The sequence below is a fragment of the Enterococcus gallinarum genome (assembly GCF_021496385.1).
GTDB lineage: Bacteria > Bacillota > Bacilli > Lactobacillales > Enterococcaceae > Enterococcus_D > Enterococcus_D gallinarum.
The window spans coordinates 2,580,561-2,596,420 of the sequence record NZ_CP050816.1 but is presented as its reverse complement, the minus strand read 5'-3'; the positions used below and the strand labels follow the sequence as shown (position 1 = coordinate 2,596,420).

Annotated in this window: 11 protein-coding genes, 1 tRNA gene, 1 pseudogene and 1 other annotated feature (1 of these 14 only partly in view); of the genes and pseudogenes, 6 read left to right on the top strand and 7 right to left on the bottom strand. The window is 40.0% G+C overall.

Annotated elements, in window-relative coordinates; genetic code table 11:
* The first annotated feature begins 124 nt into the window (after window positions 1-124).
* Window positions 125-2,689 (top strand): HAD-IC family P-type ATPase, encoded by a 2,565-nt coding sequence (locus HED61_RS12775; RefSeq protein ID WP_081131640.1) that lies wholly within the window; start codon window positions 125-127, stop codon window positions 2,687-2,689.
* 1 nt (window position 2,690) lies between these two features.
* Here the strand turns inward: HED61_RS12775 and HED61_RS12770 are convergent.
* Window positions 2,691-4,145: pseudogene (locus tag HED61_RS12770) on the bottom strand (helix-turn-helix domain-containing protein).
* Between the two features lie 204 nt (window positions 4,146-4,349).
* On the bottom strand, window positions 4,350-5,222 hold the full coding sequence (locus tag HED61_RS12765) for a helix-turn-helix domain-containing protein (RefSeq protein WP_113849560.1): 873 nt from the start codon (window positions 5,220-5,222) through the stop codon (window positions 4,350-4,352).
* A 270-nt stretch (window positions 5,223-5,492) separates the two neighbouring features.
* Here HED61_RS12765 and bsh point away from each other — a divergent pair, with 270 nt between their 5' ends.
* Window positions 5,493-6,467, top strand: coding sequence for a choloylglycine hydrolase (gene bsh / locus HED61_RS12760; RefSeq protein WP_081131637.1), 975 nt, complete (start codon window positions 5,493-5,495; stop codon window positions 6,465-6,467).
* 395 nt (window positions 6,468-6,862) lie between these two features.
* On the opposite strand, the gene HED61_RS12755 is transcribed toward bsh, so the two are convergent.
* The 4 genes from HED61_RS12755 to HED61_RS12740 all read right to left on the bottom strand — a co-directional run bounded on the left by HED61_RS12755 (window position 6,863) and on the right by HED61_RS12740 (window position 9,839).
* Window positions 6,863-7,339 (bottom strand): DUF3139 domain-containing protein, encoded by a 477-nt coding sequence (locus tag HED61_RS12755; RefSeq protein ID WP_219644992.1) that lies wholly within the window; start codon window positions 7,337-7,339, stop codon window positions 6,863-6,865.
* 14 nt (window positions 7,340-7,353) lie between these two features.
* A complete protein-coding gene (locus HED61_RS12750) occupies window positions 7,354-8,472 on the bottom strand; it encodes a hypothetical protein (protein WP_219644993.1) in 1,119 nt (372 codons plus the stop codon).
* 508 nt (window positions 8,473-8,980) lie between these two features.
* Window positions 8,981-9,054, bottom strand: a tRNA-Arg gene (locus tag HED61_RS12745).
* 89 nt (window positions 9,055-9,143) lie between these two features.
* On the bottom strand, window positions 9,144-9,839 hold the full coding sequence (locus tag HED61_RS12740; RefSeq protein WP_003126170.1) for an O-methyltransferase: 696 nt from the start codon (window positions 9,837-9,839) through the stop codon (window positions 9,144-9,146).
* A 618-nt stretch (window positions 9,840-10,457) separates the two neighbouring features.
* Between HED61_RS12740 and HED61_RS12735 the strand changes: the two genes are divergently transcribed.
* Genes HED61_RS12735 through leuD form a run of 4 tightly spaced genes read left to right on the top strand, consistent with a single transcriptional unit; the run spans window position 10,458 to window position 14,982 of the window.
* Window positions 10,458-11,978, top strand: coding sequence for a 2-isopropylmalate synthase (locus HED61_RS12735; protein ID WP_219644994.1), 1,521 nt, complete (start codon window positions 10,458-10,460; stop codon window positions 11,976-11,978).
* Window positions 11,975-13,012, top strand: a complete 1,038-nt coding sequence (gene leuB, locus HED61_RS12730) for a 3-isopropylmalate dehydrogenase (RefSeq protein WP_103299661.1) — start codon at window positions 11,975-11,977, stop codon at window positions 13,010-13,012. Before HED61_RS12735 ends, leuB begins: the two co-directional genes overlap by 4 nt.
* Window positions 13,013-14,392: a 3-isopropylmalate dehydratase large subunit gene (gene leuC, locus HED61_RS12725; protein WP_113849564.1), complete on the top strand. Its 1,380-nt coding sequence runs from the start codon at window positions 13,013-13,015 to the stop codon at window positions 14,390-14,392.
* Window positions 14,392-14,982, top strand: coding sequence for a 3-isopropylmalate dehydratase small subunit (gene leuD / locus HED61_RS12720; protein WP_138372066.1), 591 nt, complete (start codon window positions 14,392-14,394; stop codon window positions 14,980-14,982). Before leuC ends, leuD begins: the two co-directional genes overlap by 1 nt.
* Before the next feature lie 19 nt (window positions 14,983-15,001).
* On the opposite strand, the gene HED61_RS12715 is transcribed toward leuD, so the two are convergent.
* Window positions 15,002-15,649 carry a uracil-DNA glycosylase gene (locus HED61_RS12715; RefSeq protein WP_003126176.1) on the bottom strand — a complete coding sequence of 216 codons (648 nt, stop codon included), beginning with the start codon at window positions 15,647-15,649 and terminating at the stop codon, window positions 15,002-15,004.
* A 145-nt stretch (window positions 15,650-15,794) separates the two neighbouring features.
* Window positions 15,795-15,860: a sequence feature (ribosomal protein L21 leader region), on the top strand; it runs 6 nt beyond the window's last position.

Genomic DNA, 15,860 nt, shown 5'->3' with positions numbered 1-15,860 from the left:
TAGAACGTTTTTTTTAATGGGCATTTTTTTCATATTAGACTGAAATAATCGACCGTTTATTTTTAAGAATCCCCCCTATACTTATAGACAAGCGAAAGCTAAAAAGACATTAGGGGGAATGACAATGAAGTGGTATCAAATTTCAAAAGAACAATTGATGAAGCAGCTACAGTCCGATCGTCAGGGACTTTCAAATAAAGAACGTCAGGCACGGTTAGAAGCAGATGGTGCAAATCGCATTGCAGAAAAAGTTCAAATCAAAACTTGGCAAAAAATCGCAAAACATTTTACGGATCTGTTGATGATCGTGTTGATGGTTGCTGCAGCTTTAAAGGCTGTTACAGGTGATTATGTAGAAAGTGGCATCATTCTTCTAGTTGTTATCATCAACGGCATTGTGGGTTACTGGCAGGAACGAAAAGCGGAAGAATCTTTGGACGGCTTAAAACAAATGATGGGCCAAGAAGCCGTAGTCATTGTGGAAGGACTGCAGCAAACTGTTGCCGCAGAGTCGATCGTTCAAGGAGATTTAGTCTCATTGAAGGCGGGCGATGTCGTACCAGCGGATATGCGATTGATCGAAAATCATGGATTGGTCGTAGAAGAGTCGATCTTAACTGGAGAATCTGAGCCAGTCAAGAAAACAGAACACGTCATCACAGAAAACAGTATTATTGGAGATCAAAAGAACATGGTCTTCTCTGGTACACTTGTTCAAAGTGGGTCAGCTATCGGTGTGGTAGTAGCAACTGGCGACGAGACAGAAATCGGTAAGATCAATCAAGCTTTGCAGTCAGTGAAATCACAAGAGACACCGTTGGTAAAGAAAATGCATCAGTTAAACAAGCAGATTTTTCGCGGTATTGTCGCGCTGATTCTCTTCTTAATTTTCTTTACCGCATTCCGGTATGGTCTAGAACTAAACGTGTTGTTTTCCTCAGTGATCGCGTTAATCGTAGCAATGGTTCCGGAAGGATTACCAGCTGTTTTAACCATGATTTTGTCAATGGGTGTCAAAGAAATGGCAGATCAGCAAGCAATCATCAAGACGATGCCGTCGGTGGAAACGCTTGGTGCAATGACAGTCATTTGTTCGGACAAAACAGGAACATTGACAAAAAATGAAATGACCGTTGTAGATACTGTCACTGTAACCGAAAAAGAGCAAGCGCTCATGTACGATATCATGGCAAATTGTCAAGATCTGAAACAAGATAGTTCTCAGCGGGCAGCAGATTTGCAAGGTAATCCTACTGAGCGGGCGCTGCTGCAGTTTGTGGAGACTCAGGAATTACCCTTGCAACAAGTTGCAGCAAAAATTCCTTTTAGCTCTACTTACAAGTACATGGCAACTTTGCATCCTTTGCAAGAGGATCAATCAATCTTATATGTAAAAGGCGCTCCAGAAGTTTTGCTAAATAAAAGTCAGCTATCAGAAGATCAAGTATCCTATTGGCAGCAAGCGGCTTCTGAGCTAGCACAGAAAGGACAGCGGGTCTTAGGGTTCGCATACAAGACAGTTCCAGCATCCAGTCAAGTTGCTCATGAAGAAGTCACTGATTTAGTCTTCATAGGTCTTGCAGGAATCATTGATCCGCCAAAAGACAGTGCAATCAAAGCAGTGAGAGAGTCCTTACAAGCGGGGATCAGAGTCAAAATGATCACAGGAGACCACAAAGAAACGGCGCAAGCCATCGGCGAGCAAGTCGGGTTGAAACATACGAAGAAAGTTCTTGAAGGATTAGATATCGACCAAATGACCGATGAGGAGTTGGCACAGCAAGTCAATCACGTGGATGTTTTTGCTCGGACGACGCCAGAGCACAAGCTACGAATTGTGACCGCTCTACAAAATAATGGTGAGATCGTAGGCATGACCGGAGACGGTGTCAATGATGCTCCCGCATTGAAAAAAGCAGATATCGGGATCGCTATGGGGATCAAAGGAAGTGAAGTAAGCAAGCAAGCAGCCGATATGGTTTTGGCAGATGATAACTTCCATACAATCGCGAATGCAGTCAAAGAAGGGCGACGGATCTTTGACAATCTGAAAAAAACTATCAACTTCTTTTTGCCAACAGCATTAGCGCAAGGATTGATTGTCATTTTTGCTCTCTTGTTAAATCGTCCATTACCTTTGACTCCAGTTCAGATCCTCTGGGTCAATATGGTAACAACAATTACATTGTCTTATGCACTAGGATTCGAAAAAGCGAGTAAAGATGTGATGGATCGGCCGCCACGTCCAGTCAATGAAGGAATTCTTTCCATGTACAGCATGTTCCGAATCGTCTATGTTTCTCTACTGATCATGATTCCTGCTTACTTTTTGTCCATGCAATTTGAAGGGCAAGCAGTCCAGCAAACGATTCTCCTGCAGAACATCGTATTAGGACAAGCAGTATACATGTTGAATTGTCGGGAGCTTTTAGAGCCAGCATTGAACAAGAGTATGTTCCAAAATCGGGCACTGTTCATTTCTCTAGGAATCTTGGTGATCTTGCAAGGAATGGTTCTGGTGTTGCCAGTTGCGCAGCAACTGATTGGGACAACTACATTGACGCTTGTACAGCATCTTAGTATCGCAGCAAATGGCTTCTTACTCTTTGCGGTGGTTGAAGTTGAAAAGCATCTAATGAAGCGGCGCGCCAATCGGCAAAATACAAAAACAACCAATGAACTAAGCTAAGTCATTGGTTGATCAGATAATATGTTTGGATGAGCTCAGTCAATTGATTGAGCTCATTTTTAGTTGGCAGCATTGAAAGTTAGAAGACTGGTAATTTGGGATCATCCAAAGGGACGTTCGAAATAATGAAGTCGTCATTTCGAGTAGTCATCCCTGCGAATTCAGCTGGTTCGACTGGGACTAATTCGATCCTAGAACCCAAATAATCACTTATTTCCTGTTGCAAGAAAACTTTCCATGCTGGTTCTCCTTGAAAGAAGAAGAAAGCTCGGGTCGTTACTGGTCGTGCCTGAAGCACAGCTTGTTGTACGAGGAGTGAAGCCATATTCAAGATATACTTAGGTTCATCGGTTACAATGGCAAATTTTGGATCTAAGATAAATTTCCGTAATCGTTCAAAAATTGCTTGATAGTTGTGTTGACGAATGTGCATCATTTCTTGATACTCTAATTGAAATTGTTCAGACAGTTTTGCGGATTCATTGAATTTTAAGACCAAAAGCAGCAAATTGTCCGCTAACTGGGTTTCAGAAAGTAGGGGAATCGCCAATTCTTGCCCAAGTTCTTGAACAAATCGCTGGACGGATTGTTTGATTTCCTGATAGGCATCTAGTGTGACAGCAATTTTGCTTGTCCACTGATTGTTGTAATTCCAACTTTCCAGAAAACAATAGAAACTAAAGAAACACTCCTCCTGATTCAAATAGACGCCTTCTTTTTGATAAACTTGCTGGAGCGACTGCTGATATTGTAAAAAAAGCGGATCTAAAGGATCAAAAGCGAGTGCATTGACCCGACAATTGGCTTTGATTCGGATTGTATTGATGAAGAACCAGCAAGTGCCAAAAATTTCTTCAGAAAGAACGTCCAACTCTTGACGTTTCAGTGACTGTAAAAAGATAAGATAATGTGATTCATGAATAGCATAATCTTCAAAGAAATAATTATTGTGGGTAAAAGGCAGCAGCAGACGATGGAAGAAAACTCGAATGCTGATCTCACTACCTGACAGTTTGGCTTGCTTGGCGTTCAACTGAATTCGAATATTGTATGGTTTAATGCCACGGTTGATTTTTGTAACATGACGTTTCAATGTTTCAAAAGAGATACCACTGTCATGCAAGAAAGATTGTGTTGAGATTCCTTTTGCAAAGAATAACTGTTTGATCAACATAGCGCCAATTGAAAGCGGCAAGAAGCTTTCCCATAATTGATTGGTTAGTTGGGAATCTTTTTTAAGTAAAGAAAAGCCATTACTTGTCGCTTCGATTTCCCATCCGTCAGGCAATTGCTCTCGAATATACTGAATATCTGTAAAGACAGTCCGCTCTGTAGTTTGAATCGAAGCAGCCAATGCCTTTGCCGTAATCGTTTTGTGATTGGATAACTCTTCGAGAAGCAGGATCTGCCGTAATAAATCTTTTTCTGTAATGATACTTTTCATCATTGTATCCATAGAAAGCTTCCTCTCCGATTCAGAATAAGCTGATTGGTAAAAAGTTTTCTTTTATTTTACCTCGCATTGATTCAGAATGCTATTTCTTTTTCGTATAAGAAAAGGAGGGGAGCAGGATTTTTGCTTGGATCCTTCAAGCACAGTAGTATTCCATAAGGTCTTGTGGCATCTTGAATTCTACTGTAGCTCATTTATTAACTTTTCTTATTCCGAAAACGACAAGTTTTGGGGTTCCGTTGGGTAATACTGGTCACTATTAAATTCGGTTGTTTGAATATCATTGGGAACGATTTCTAAACAAAAATCATCAGCCCACAAAGTGCCTTTTCCCTGCAACAAAAACCCAAAATTTAAAACTTCAGCTTCCTGTGAGACATCTAAGACAGAAGAATAATAATTCCAATCATTTGTGCCTGTTACTGGACGATTCTGCATATTATCGAACGCTAATTGTTCAAAATTCTTGCCATCAATTCTCAACCAAATTCCTCCCCAACCTTCAATTGATTCTGATTTTAGGTATGCGCTTAATCGCACACGTTGATTAATGTAATTTTTTGCACTCACTTGTTGCATAACAGTTGCAAAATTCTCTGTGTATAAGCTCTCTGTTTGGCTCATTTTTACTGACTGATTTCCACTATGAAAATTCATTTGATCAATTGTCACTTCATATTTGTCAAAATTATTTCCAGAAAGCAACCAGCCATTTATTTTTGTCTCACTCATTTTTTGATTCCCCCTAAAAAAATTTTTAAATTGGATTCTATATTGTCGAGGAGGGAGTTGATAATAGGACTTAAAAACTCTGGAAAACGCCTCTTGTGAGGAAAAACCGCTGATCAGAGCAATTTCGATAATCTTCAATTCGCTCTTCAAAAGTAGTAGGGAAGCATGGGCCATACGTCTTTTTTGAAGATATTTATATACTCCCATGCCCAGTTGTTTTTTAAATACACGCTGAAAATGAAATTCTGACATGCCGGCTTTTTTTGCAATTTCTTTTGAGGAGAGATCGCCAGTCAAATTATTTTCAATGTAGAGTAATGCCAGTTGAATGTCTTTTGTATAATCCATAAATCACCTCACTGCCTCCTTGTATGTAGAATACATCTTTTATTGGAAGGTTTTTTGATAATTAATGCTTTTTTACGATAGGTATGAAATCTAGTGTAACAACGATAAGTTTTATTGAAAAGTACGAATAGAGTACTTGTTAACGTTCATTTTCCTAGAGATGATTATAACCAATAAAAGAACTGAGTTCGAGACACAATCATTTCTTTTGAAAAAAAAGTGAATAGGAGTAAAATATAAGTGAAAAAATGAACATTAGGAGGAAAAAATATGTGTACATCAATTACTTATTCAACGCGAGATCACTATTTTGGTAGAAACTTTGATTATGAGCTGTCTTATGAAGAAGTAGTCACGATTACTCCTAGGAACTATAGGCTGTCTTTTCGAAAAGTTGGTGAGTTATCACAGCATTATGCGATGATCGGGATTGCTGCTGGTATAGCGGATTATCCGCTGTATTATGATGCTACCAATGAAAAAGGTTTAAGCATGGCTGGGTTAAATTTTGCTGGTTTTGCAGATTACAAAGAACCGGTTGAGAATAAAGACAATGTCACACCATTTGAATTCATTCCCTGGATATTAGGGCAATGCAGCACAGTAGCTGAAGCAAAAGAATTGTTGAATAAAATCAATTTGGTTAATATCAATTTTAGCGAAAATCTTCCGCTATCGCCTTTACACTGGTTATTAGCGGATAAAGAATCTTCAATCGTTGTAGAAAGTATGAAAGACGGACTTCATATCTATGATAATCCTGTTGGTGTCCTAACGAACAATCCTTCTTTTGACTATCATTTGTTCAATTTAAATAACTATCGTTCTTTATCTAGTAAAACGCCAACCAATACCTTCTCAGATGCAATCGAATTGAATGAGTATAGTCGAGGAATGGGCGGAATTGGGTTGCCTGGGGATTTGTCCTCGATGTCTCGATTTGTGAAGGCTGCATTCACGAAACTGAATTCTGTATCTGGTGATTCAGAATCAGAAAGTATCAGCCAATTTTTCCATATTTTAGGGTCTGTCGAACAGCAAAAAGGATTATGTGATGTGGGAGACGGGAAATATGAATATACCATTTATTCTTCTTGCTGCAATGTCGACAAAGGAATTTATTACTATCGGACCTATGAAAATAGTCAAATTGTCGCTGTAGATATGCATAAAGAAGACTTAGACAGTGAAAAACTGATTAGTTATCCGTTAGTTGAACAACAGCAAATACACGTTGCTAATTAATCGGTAAATAACTTTCAGAGAAGAACGGTAGCGTACGTATCGCTTGGATGAAGTGATCGAAAGAGAAGGTGGTTTTTATTGCTAAGAAATACGACAGAAGATGATTGATGACTAGCAACAATGACCAACACCTTTAGATAATTGATTTATGAATCCATGTGTTACAGTTTTTTCGCGATAACTCGGACATTCGTGAGATGAAAAATAAAAGAACTTGCTAGTTTGATAAGATGCACTTTTTGGTTGAACAAAGAGTGCATCTTTGATTTATATTTGGCACAGATTGGGTACAAAGCAAAACAAAAACCGCTAAGGTCAAGGGTCCTTAGCGGTAAAATAACGTTTTTTGAATATGGGTTCACCTAAGTAATTTCGATCAAGGAAGTTCATGAGTTTTATTCTTCTGGATAATCGAAAGGGATATCAGGATAGGCAAAATTTTCTTTGATTACTTTTTTACTGTTTATATAACCAGTTCCAGTGATCACGTAAGTAAATTCAACTTTTTTAACTGGGAGACGACACACAAAATTATAAATTAATTCACAATCTTCTACTTTCGGTAAATAGTTTTTAGGTAGGCGATCTCCATTATAAAATTTTCCATTTTTTTTAATTTCTTTTTTCCATTTTTCAAAATCTTTTTTAGTAGTGATTTTTTTTGAAAAATTTGTTTCCTGTTTGGTTGATTGTCGATAAGTATCTTTTACCAATAGGATTTCTTTTTTAGGAATTTTATCTATTCGGGCTATAAAGTCATCAATCTTTTTGTCAGATGTATATTCATGATATTTAAAATAACTGACATATAACAATAATCCAACTATTACAAAAAGAACAAACCCTATTAAAAAGAACCTAATTTTTTTCATAAATAAACACTCCTTCAATAGGTTCCAACTTTATAGGGTTTGTAGGAACTAGTAAATAAATTAGGCAAAGCACTCGGAGCAATGAAAGTAAGTCCTGAAGCAAAGCTTTGCATGACTGGAGATGAACCACTACCATACCAAAAAGCATGAAAGACCAATTTTGAACAGTAAGTTGGATTCATAGACAACGTGTTAGGTCCAATGAAATAGTCATAGTAACGATTCTTTTTGTATCCACCAGATGAGTTCCAAAATGTTTTATCGGCATAATTTGCACACTGATTAGCCATTCCTTTATTAGGGATACGCCAGATTTGTATCCACTTATCTATATTTTTGCTAGGACTCACACCTTCTTGATCCTCATTTCCCCACAGCCAATTATGCTTTGAATATTGATGGTTATTATTTTTCATGACTCCAGTAGGCCATTTATCTATTACTTTTCCCCCAGTCATTTCCAAGATATAGTTATCACTAGTGGCGATTGCTGCATGCCCCATACCACCACTGACAACAATAATATCTCCTTTACGAAGATCACGTTTGAAACGGTCTGCGTTTTGTTTTTGGGTTGCACGTTTTTGCCGTTGATTATTGCGAGGAGAATGTCCTTCTCCATCCGGGAAGGCACTGTAATTTAATATTTCTCCAAACCAGTTATCATAGGTTAATCCAGCGCCAACAACTTCTTTCATTTCTTCATAAGTTGTTTTATTTACTTGATAATTCTCTTGAAAAGCTTCATAGGAGTATAATTCTCGATTAACTTTTCCTTCAGCGATTCCTTTTTCATATAATTCTTTGATTTTCGTTGCTTCTTGATCTGTTAGTTCTGGAGAATTTGTTTGATCAGAATCATATTTTACTTTGTTTTCGTCTTCAATATCCCAAAGAGATGTTCGAGATTCTTGCTCTGATGAAGTGGCTGCAGTAGGTGCTGTTTCTTTTTCAAGTGAGTTTGTTAGTATTGGATCAGAAATATCAGTTGATGAAACAGTTATGAAGGTGTTGTTTGTATCGGTGGTAGTAGTTGAAAGCGTTGAGTGTTCTTCTGAATAAGCGTTTCCAATGCAGCTTAGACCAATGAATAACAAAGAGAGAATGGAGAGGACGATAAATAATCTTTTCATTTAATTCACGCCTTTCTGTAGTGTTTTTAATTGTATAGATATTATATTTAAGTGGAGATTAACATTAACAATGTAAAAAAACAACTTACGCTTTTGTCACGTGCTTATTGAACAAGCGAAAAAGGTTTTTGCACTAAGACTTTTTTACTTAAAATCGAGGAGGAGATTTTTTCTTTAATGATGGTTAGTTTCAATTTTTTTTAACCTACAAGCTTAGTAGGATAGTGAATAAAAGATAGGCTACATGAGATGAGCGCTTCTCCTATAGATATTTTTAGCGTCACCTTAGCTCAGAAAAATTTATGATTTCACGTGACAAAAAGTTCAAATTCTTGTCGCCCGATAAATACAAGATTTGACAAGCTTAATTTCGATAGATTCGTGTAATCTGTGTGCTTATAAAACTAGTATGACGTAAAAAGGTCCCGGGATGTCCATAAACGGTAAACAAAAACCGCTAGGAATTCATATTCCTAACGGTTTGTATATAGAACGTATGATAATATAACGTCACAGGAGGGATTCGAACCCCCGACCGTCCGCTTAGAAGGCGGATGCTCTATCCAGCTGAGCTACTATGACAAGTCAGCAACAAATAACATTATAGAAAAAGGAGCGCCTAATGTCAATCGCTTTTCGCTATTTTTGCCAACTTTCTTTAAAATGACTCGTTACTCGCTGGTTGTAGCCACGTCCACATGATCTGCTTCTTTCGTAATAAGAATAACGCCATCTCCTAAGGGAATTAAGCTAGAAGTCAGTTGGGGATGATCCATCACTGTATTGAGGAAAAGGTTTAGTTTACGGTGGATGGCCCGTTGTCCTCGTGGAATGTCTTCTATAGGATCTAAAATCGTTCCTGCCTGAAAGACGTCATCGACCATTAACACGCCGCCTTTACGTAAAAGTCGTAAGCATTCCGGTAAAAATTCGATGTATTTAGACTTTGCACTATCCATGAAAATAAAATCGTAAGGGCCATCAAGTGTCGGCAAAACGTCTGCTGCCTGTCCCTCTAAAAGAGTGACTTTATCCTCAAGGCCCAATTGTTTGTAAGTTTCTCTGGCTTTTTTGATCATGACATCATAGCGATCGATGGTAGTTACGTGACCATCACCTACATACTGTGCCATCAAACTTGAAGAAAAGCCGATTGCTGTACCGATTTCTAATATTTGCTTGGGCTTCATTTGTCCTAATAAAAATTGCAGGAACACCACTGTCTCATGCGGAATAATAGGAACTTCTTTTTCATGAGCTGCCTGTTCGATTTGACCTAATTTCCCAGTTAATTGCTTTTGTTTTTCCCGCATAAACGCCACTAGTTCTTTTTTTACTACTGGACGATGCATCATTTCGTTACGCATCCTGATCCTCCTAAATAATTTCTGTTACTTATTATACGGATAACTCTCTTTGAGTTCAATCCTTTCTACTTGGGAAAAGAACAGATCTTTTGCTCAGTAAGACAAAAAAACCAGTCGAATGACTGGTAGGGGAGAAAGGTTGAAAAATAATTTTTGGTATACAATGATACTAACAGAGCAATGTTTAAATTGTGTTAAGAGTCTGTGAAGATATAACCAGTATTCGCTGAAAAAAATCTGTTTTAAAGGAACGTATTTCAAAATAATTTCTTACTTCTAAGAGATATGAAGAGAGAAAAGGACACTTTTATTTCTTTTTCTCTAATATTATCTATCTAAATATTCAGAAAATTCAATTAAAAGCATTGACAGATGCAGTGTCTTTCGGTATCTTCTTATATAAGGTAACGAGAAGCAGAAAGTGACAGGTGAATAAAATGAATAGAAATAGGCCGATGAACACTAGCAACTTATTATTACCGTGAGGACTCTTTTTTGTATTTCATGATCTGATGACGTGAAACAGAAGAGTCCTATTCGCATTGCATAAAGGGAAGACCTTTATGGAGTGCTTTTTTTATACCCTAAAAGAATAAATGAGCCAGAGGAGGAATTAGTTTGAGACAGATCCAGTTTTTTGACACCACACTTCGAGATGGAGAACAGACTCCAGGAGTGAATTTCAATATGAAAGAAAAGGTACAGCTTGCTTTACAGCTGGAAAAATGGGGAATTGATACAATTGAGGCAGGTTTTCCAATTGCTTCGGAAGGAGACTTTGCAGCGGTTCAAGCAATCGCAACTGCTGTATCCACGATGACAGTGGCAGGTCTGGCACGCTGTCAAATTAAAGATATTGATCGCGCTTATGAGGCATTAAAGCAAGCAGTAAGTCCCCAGATCCATGTGTTTTTGGCAACCAGTGAAGTCCATCGCCGTTATAAATTAGCCATGACTAAAGAAGAAGTAATCCGAGCAATCAAAGAACATGTTACCTATGCTAGAACCTTATTTGACAAGGTTCAATTTTCTCCAGAAGATGCGACCCGCACAGAAAAAGATTTTCTGTTAGAAGCGGTCCAAACAGCGATCGATGCCGGGGCGACCATCATCAATATTCCAGATACCGTTGGCTATAGTAATCCCACTGCCTATGGCGAATTATTTGCCTATTTGATTGCCAATACCAAAAGCAAGGAACCGATTATGTTTTCCTCCCACTGTCACGATGATCTGGGAATGGCAACGGCGAATGCTCTGGCAGCTATTGAGAACGGAGCCACTCGTGTGGAAGGAACGATCAATGGCATTGGTGAACGGGCCGGAAACACGGCGTTGGAAGAGGTGGCATTAGCATTGCATGTGCGTCAAGATTTCTATGACTGCATAACGAATATTCAGTTAGGCGAAACCAAACGAACCAGTGACCTAGTCGCTCGACTATCAGGGATCGCTGTTCCTAAGAATAAAGCGATCGTTGGAGGAAACGCCTATGCACATGAATCGGGCATCCATCAAGACGGCGTCTTGAAGAATCCTGAGACATACGAGATCATTACGCCGCAATTAGTCGGTGTTCAAACAAATTCGCTACCGCTGGGAAAATTATCTGGTCGGCATGCGTTTATAGAAAAGATGAATCAATTAGGCTATCAGTTTGACTCTGAGGAAACAAATGCATTGTTCAAACGATTCAAAGAACTGGCAGACAAAAAGAAACAAGTAACGGAGCAGGATTTGCTGGCGTTAGCAGCGGATCAAGGTCGCACGCAAACAGAGGGCGTTGAATTAGAGGCTGTTCAGCTACAATATGTCTCCAATGGTCATCAAGGTGCCGTGGTATCGATCACAAAAGATCATCAATCTTATGTTGCCTCAGCAATTGGCGCTGGGAGCATTCAAGCAATCTATAATTCGATCGACCAGATTTTTGATCAGCAACCGCGACTGCTAAATTATGAAATCACGGCTCTTACGAGTGGAGAAGATGCGCAAGCAGAAGTTCATGTAGCTATCGAATGCGCAGAGACAAACCGACAAATCAGTGGGATCGGTGTTGATTTTGATGTGTTGCAAGCTTCTGCAAAAGCCTATGTACAAGCCAGCGCTGCTTTGAAGAATCGAGGCGAGAATAAATGAAGAAAATCGTCGTTCTTGCTGGTGATGGCATTGGACCGGAGATCATGACCAGTGCATTGCAAATTGTAAAGGCGTGTTTGCCAAGCAACCCGTATTTCTCTTTTGAGTCTTATGCATTTGGCGGACAAGCCATTGAGCAGTATGGCACACCACTGCCAAAAAAAACATTGCAAGCTTGTCAGCAAGCGGATGCCATTTTGCTCGGAGCCATTGGAGATCCCAAGTGGGAAAATGCAGCTTATACACCGGAAAAAGGTTTATTGGACTTGCGGCGCGCGCTTGATCTTTATGCCAACATTCGCCCCATCAAAGTAACGGATGCTTTTTTACCCTTTTCTCCTTTGAAAGAGCAGATCGTTAAAGGAACCGATCTGGTACTGGTAAGAGAATTGACGAGCGGCATCTATTTTGGAGAAAAAAAGCTATCGGCAACAGAGGCTTCGGATCTGAATTATTACCATAGGGAAGAGATTCGCCGTATCTTACGAAAGGCGTTTCAGATCGCACGAACTAGACAACGGCGAGTAGTGTCCGTGGACAAGGCCAATGTTTTGGCAACAAGCAAATTATGGCGAAAGGTGGCGAATGAAGTAGCGCAAGAATTTCCCGATTGTCAGTTAACACACCAATATGTTGATTCTGCCGCTATGAAGATCTTGCAACAGCCAACTGCATTCGATGTGATTGTGACTGAAAATCTTTTTGGCGATATTCTCAGCGATGAGGCGTCAGTCCTACCAGGATCATTAGGTGTTTTGGCTAGTGCAAGTCATAGTCTTTCTGGGGTTTCACTGTATGAACCGATTCACGGTTCAGCACCGGATATTGCCGGCAAAGATATTGCTAATCCCATTTCAATGATTCTGTCTGTGGGGATGATGCTAACTTCTTTTGGGATGAAATCAATTGCTGATCAGATGGAGCAGGCGTGCTATCAAGTGATGGAAGATGGGGTCGTGACTTGTGATCTTGGAGGGAATACTACTACAACAGAATTTACGGATGCGGTAATCAAAAAATTAGGGGGCTACTGAATGGGGAAAACATTATTTGACAAACTCTGGGAACGTCATGTAGTGCTGGAAGAAGGTGAGGCACAGCTGTTATATATCGATCTGCATCTGATCCATGAAGTGACTTCTCCTCAAGCTTTTGAAGGACTGAGGCAAGCTGGCCGGCGTGTTCGGTGCCCTGAAAAGACCTTTGCAACGATGGACCACAATATCCCGACTAAAGATATTTTTACGATCACGGATTTGGTTGCGAAGAAACAGATTGATACACTGCGCAACAACTGCCAAGCATTTGGGATACAGTTATGTGACAATGGCTCAGCCCGACAAGGAATCGTACACATGGTTGGCCCGGAAACCGGTCTGACACAACCGGGGAAGACGATCGTTTGTGGAGACTCACATACAGCCACACATGGCGCGTTTGGAGCTATCGCTTTTGGTATTGGCACAAGTGAGGTGGAGCATGTTTTTGCAACTCAAACGATTTGGCAAACGAAACCAAAACGTATGGGGATTGAGATCAAGGGAACTTTGCAACCAGGCGTCTACGCTAAAGATATCATTCTTGCCCTGATCGCCACTCACGGTACGGATTTTGGAGTAGGTCATGCCATTGAATTTTATGGAGAAACAATCCGGAATCTGTCAATGGAGGAGCGCATGACGATTTGTAATATGTCGATTGAAGGTGGGGCGAAGATAGGGCTGATTGCCCCTGATGAAACAACCTTTGCTTATGTCGCGGGTCGGGAATATGCACCCAAAGAGCTCGCTGACGCAATTGCAGACTGGCAAACGCTAAAAACCGACGAAGATGCTGTTTTTGATACCCAACTGACACTTGATGCCTCTCAGCTGGAACCTTATATTACGTGGGGAACCAATCCTGAGATGGGAGTGCCTATCAGTGGAGTCTTTCCTGAAATTCGTGACCATAATGATGAACAAGCTTATCAATATATGGCATTGCACCCTGGACAGCGAGCCGAAGATATTCCAATTGAATATATTTTTATCGGTTCCTGCACAAATGGTCGACTCTCTGACTTGCAAGAAGCCGCAACTATTTTGGAAGGAAAAAAAATCAAAGATGGGGTCACTGGCATCGTGGTTCCAGGATCACGTCCAGTTAGAAAAGCGGCAGAAAAACTGGGGTTAGATCAGATCTTTAAAGATGCAGGTTTCGAATGGCGAGAGCCTGGTTGTTCCATGTGCCTAGGCATGAATCCAGATAAAGTACCAGCGGGCGTCCATTGTGCTTCTACATCAAATCGGAACTTCGTTGGACGTCAAGGTAAGAATGCCCGTACCCATTTATGCAGTCCAGCAATGGCTGCGGCTGCCGCTGTTTATGGCCGCTTTGTAGATGTTCGAGAAATCGTCGGGAGGAAAAATTAATGGAAGCCTTCACTTACTATCAAGGGAAAACGATCCCATTAATGAATGATAATATTGATACGGATCAAATTTTACCGAAAAATTATTTAAAACGGGTTGAAAAGACAGGATTTGGTCAATACCTTTTTGATGACTGGCGCTATTTACCAAATCGCCGTTCAAATCCTGAATTTATTTTGAACTTTCCAGAATACAAAGAAGCATCTATCCTCATTTCTGGAGATAATTTTGGTTCTGGTTCTTCGCGTGAACATGCGGCTTGGGCGCTGATGGACTACGGCTTTCGTGCAGTGATTGCCGGCAGTTTTAGCGATATTTTTTATATGAATGCAACGAAAAACGGCTTGCTGCCTATCGTTTTATCGCTTTCTGCTCGTCAAGTATTGGCAGCATTGGCTCCTGATGAGAGGATCGCTATTGATCTTCCCAAACAGCAAGTAACTGTCAAACAAACGGTCTATCCTTTTGAGATCGATGCAACATGGAAGCATAAACTGGTCAATGGATTAGATGAGATTGGCATCACGTTGCAAGAAGAAGAAAAAATCACTGCTTATGAAAAAACAATCCCTCATTATCGCCGCAACTAAAAGACAGAATTGCGAGATGTTAGTGCAAGCCATGCTCTCTGATGCGATTCAAGCCAGACCAATCTTGATGGATCCGCTCAGCCAATGTTCGATTATAAAAAATGGCAGCGGGATGATACATTGGAACAATCAGGTATTGTTTGTCAGACCACGTATAACCATTTTTTTCAGCATTCAACTGTTGGATCGCACTTCTGATTGGCTGCCCATGAACATTTGTAATGGAATAGCGATTGCCTAATAATCTTTGTAACCCGATGTTTCCAACCGTAGCAATCAAAGGCGGATCCACCTTTTGGATTTCGTAATCCAATAAAGGCGCATGCAACAAGACTTCTTTTTTTGTTGGCGTTCGATTGGGGTGCACTACTTCATGTGCGCCACTTCGTTTGTTGATTCGTTCTTTGATCGAATAGGGACGGCTCCGTACTGCACTCGTGATATATACCTCTTCACGTGTCAGTCCGACTAACGCCAAAGAGGCCATCAGTTCTTTGCCCGCTTGGCCACTGAAAGGAATAAAATTCTCGATTTCGGTCCGTCCAGGTGCTTCACCAACGATCATTAATTTGGGATGAAGCGGTCCTTGACCAGGAACAAAACCTTCAAGCTGATAGGCTTTTGATTGTTCAATGATTGGCTCAGCTAGTTTTTTTGGGTAGTTCATTTTAACACCTCATTTGTTTCTTTCTTCTATAGTAAAACAACTTACTTAAAAAAAATAGTAAAGCGGCATGACGAAAATAAATCATTATTTTTCATTGACTTTACGGAAACATTTTGATAAAGTTAATCTGTTGTAATTGTGGACTCCACAGCTACAACCGCACAGAACAAGTTATTAAGTACGAAAGTCACTTGGGATGGCGAGTCTAAGT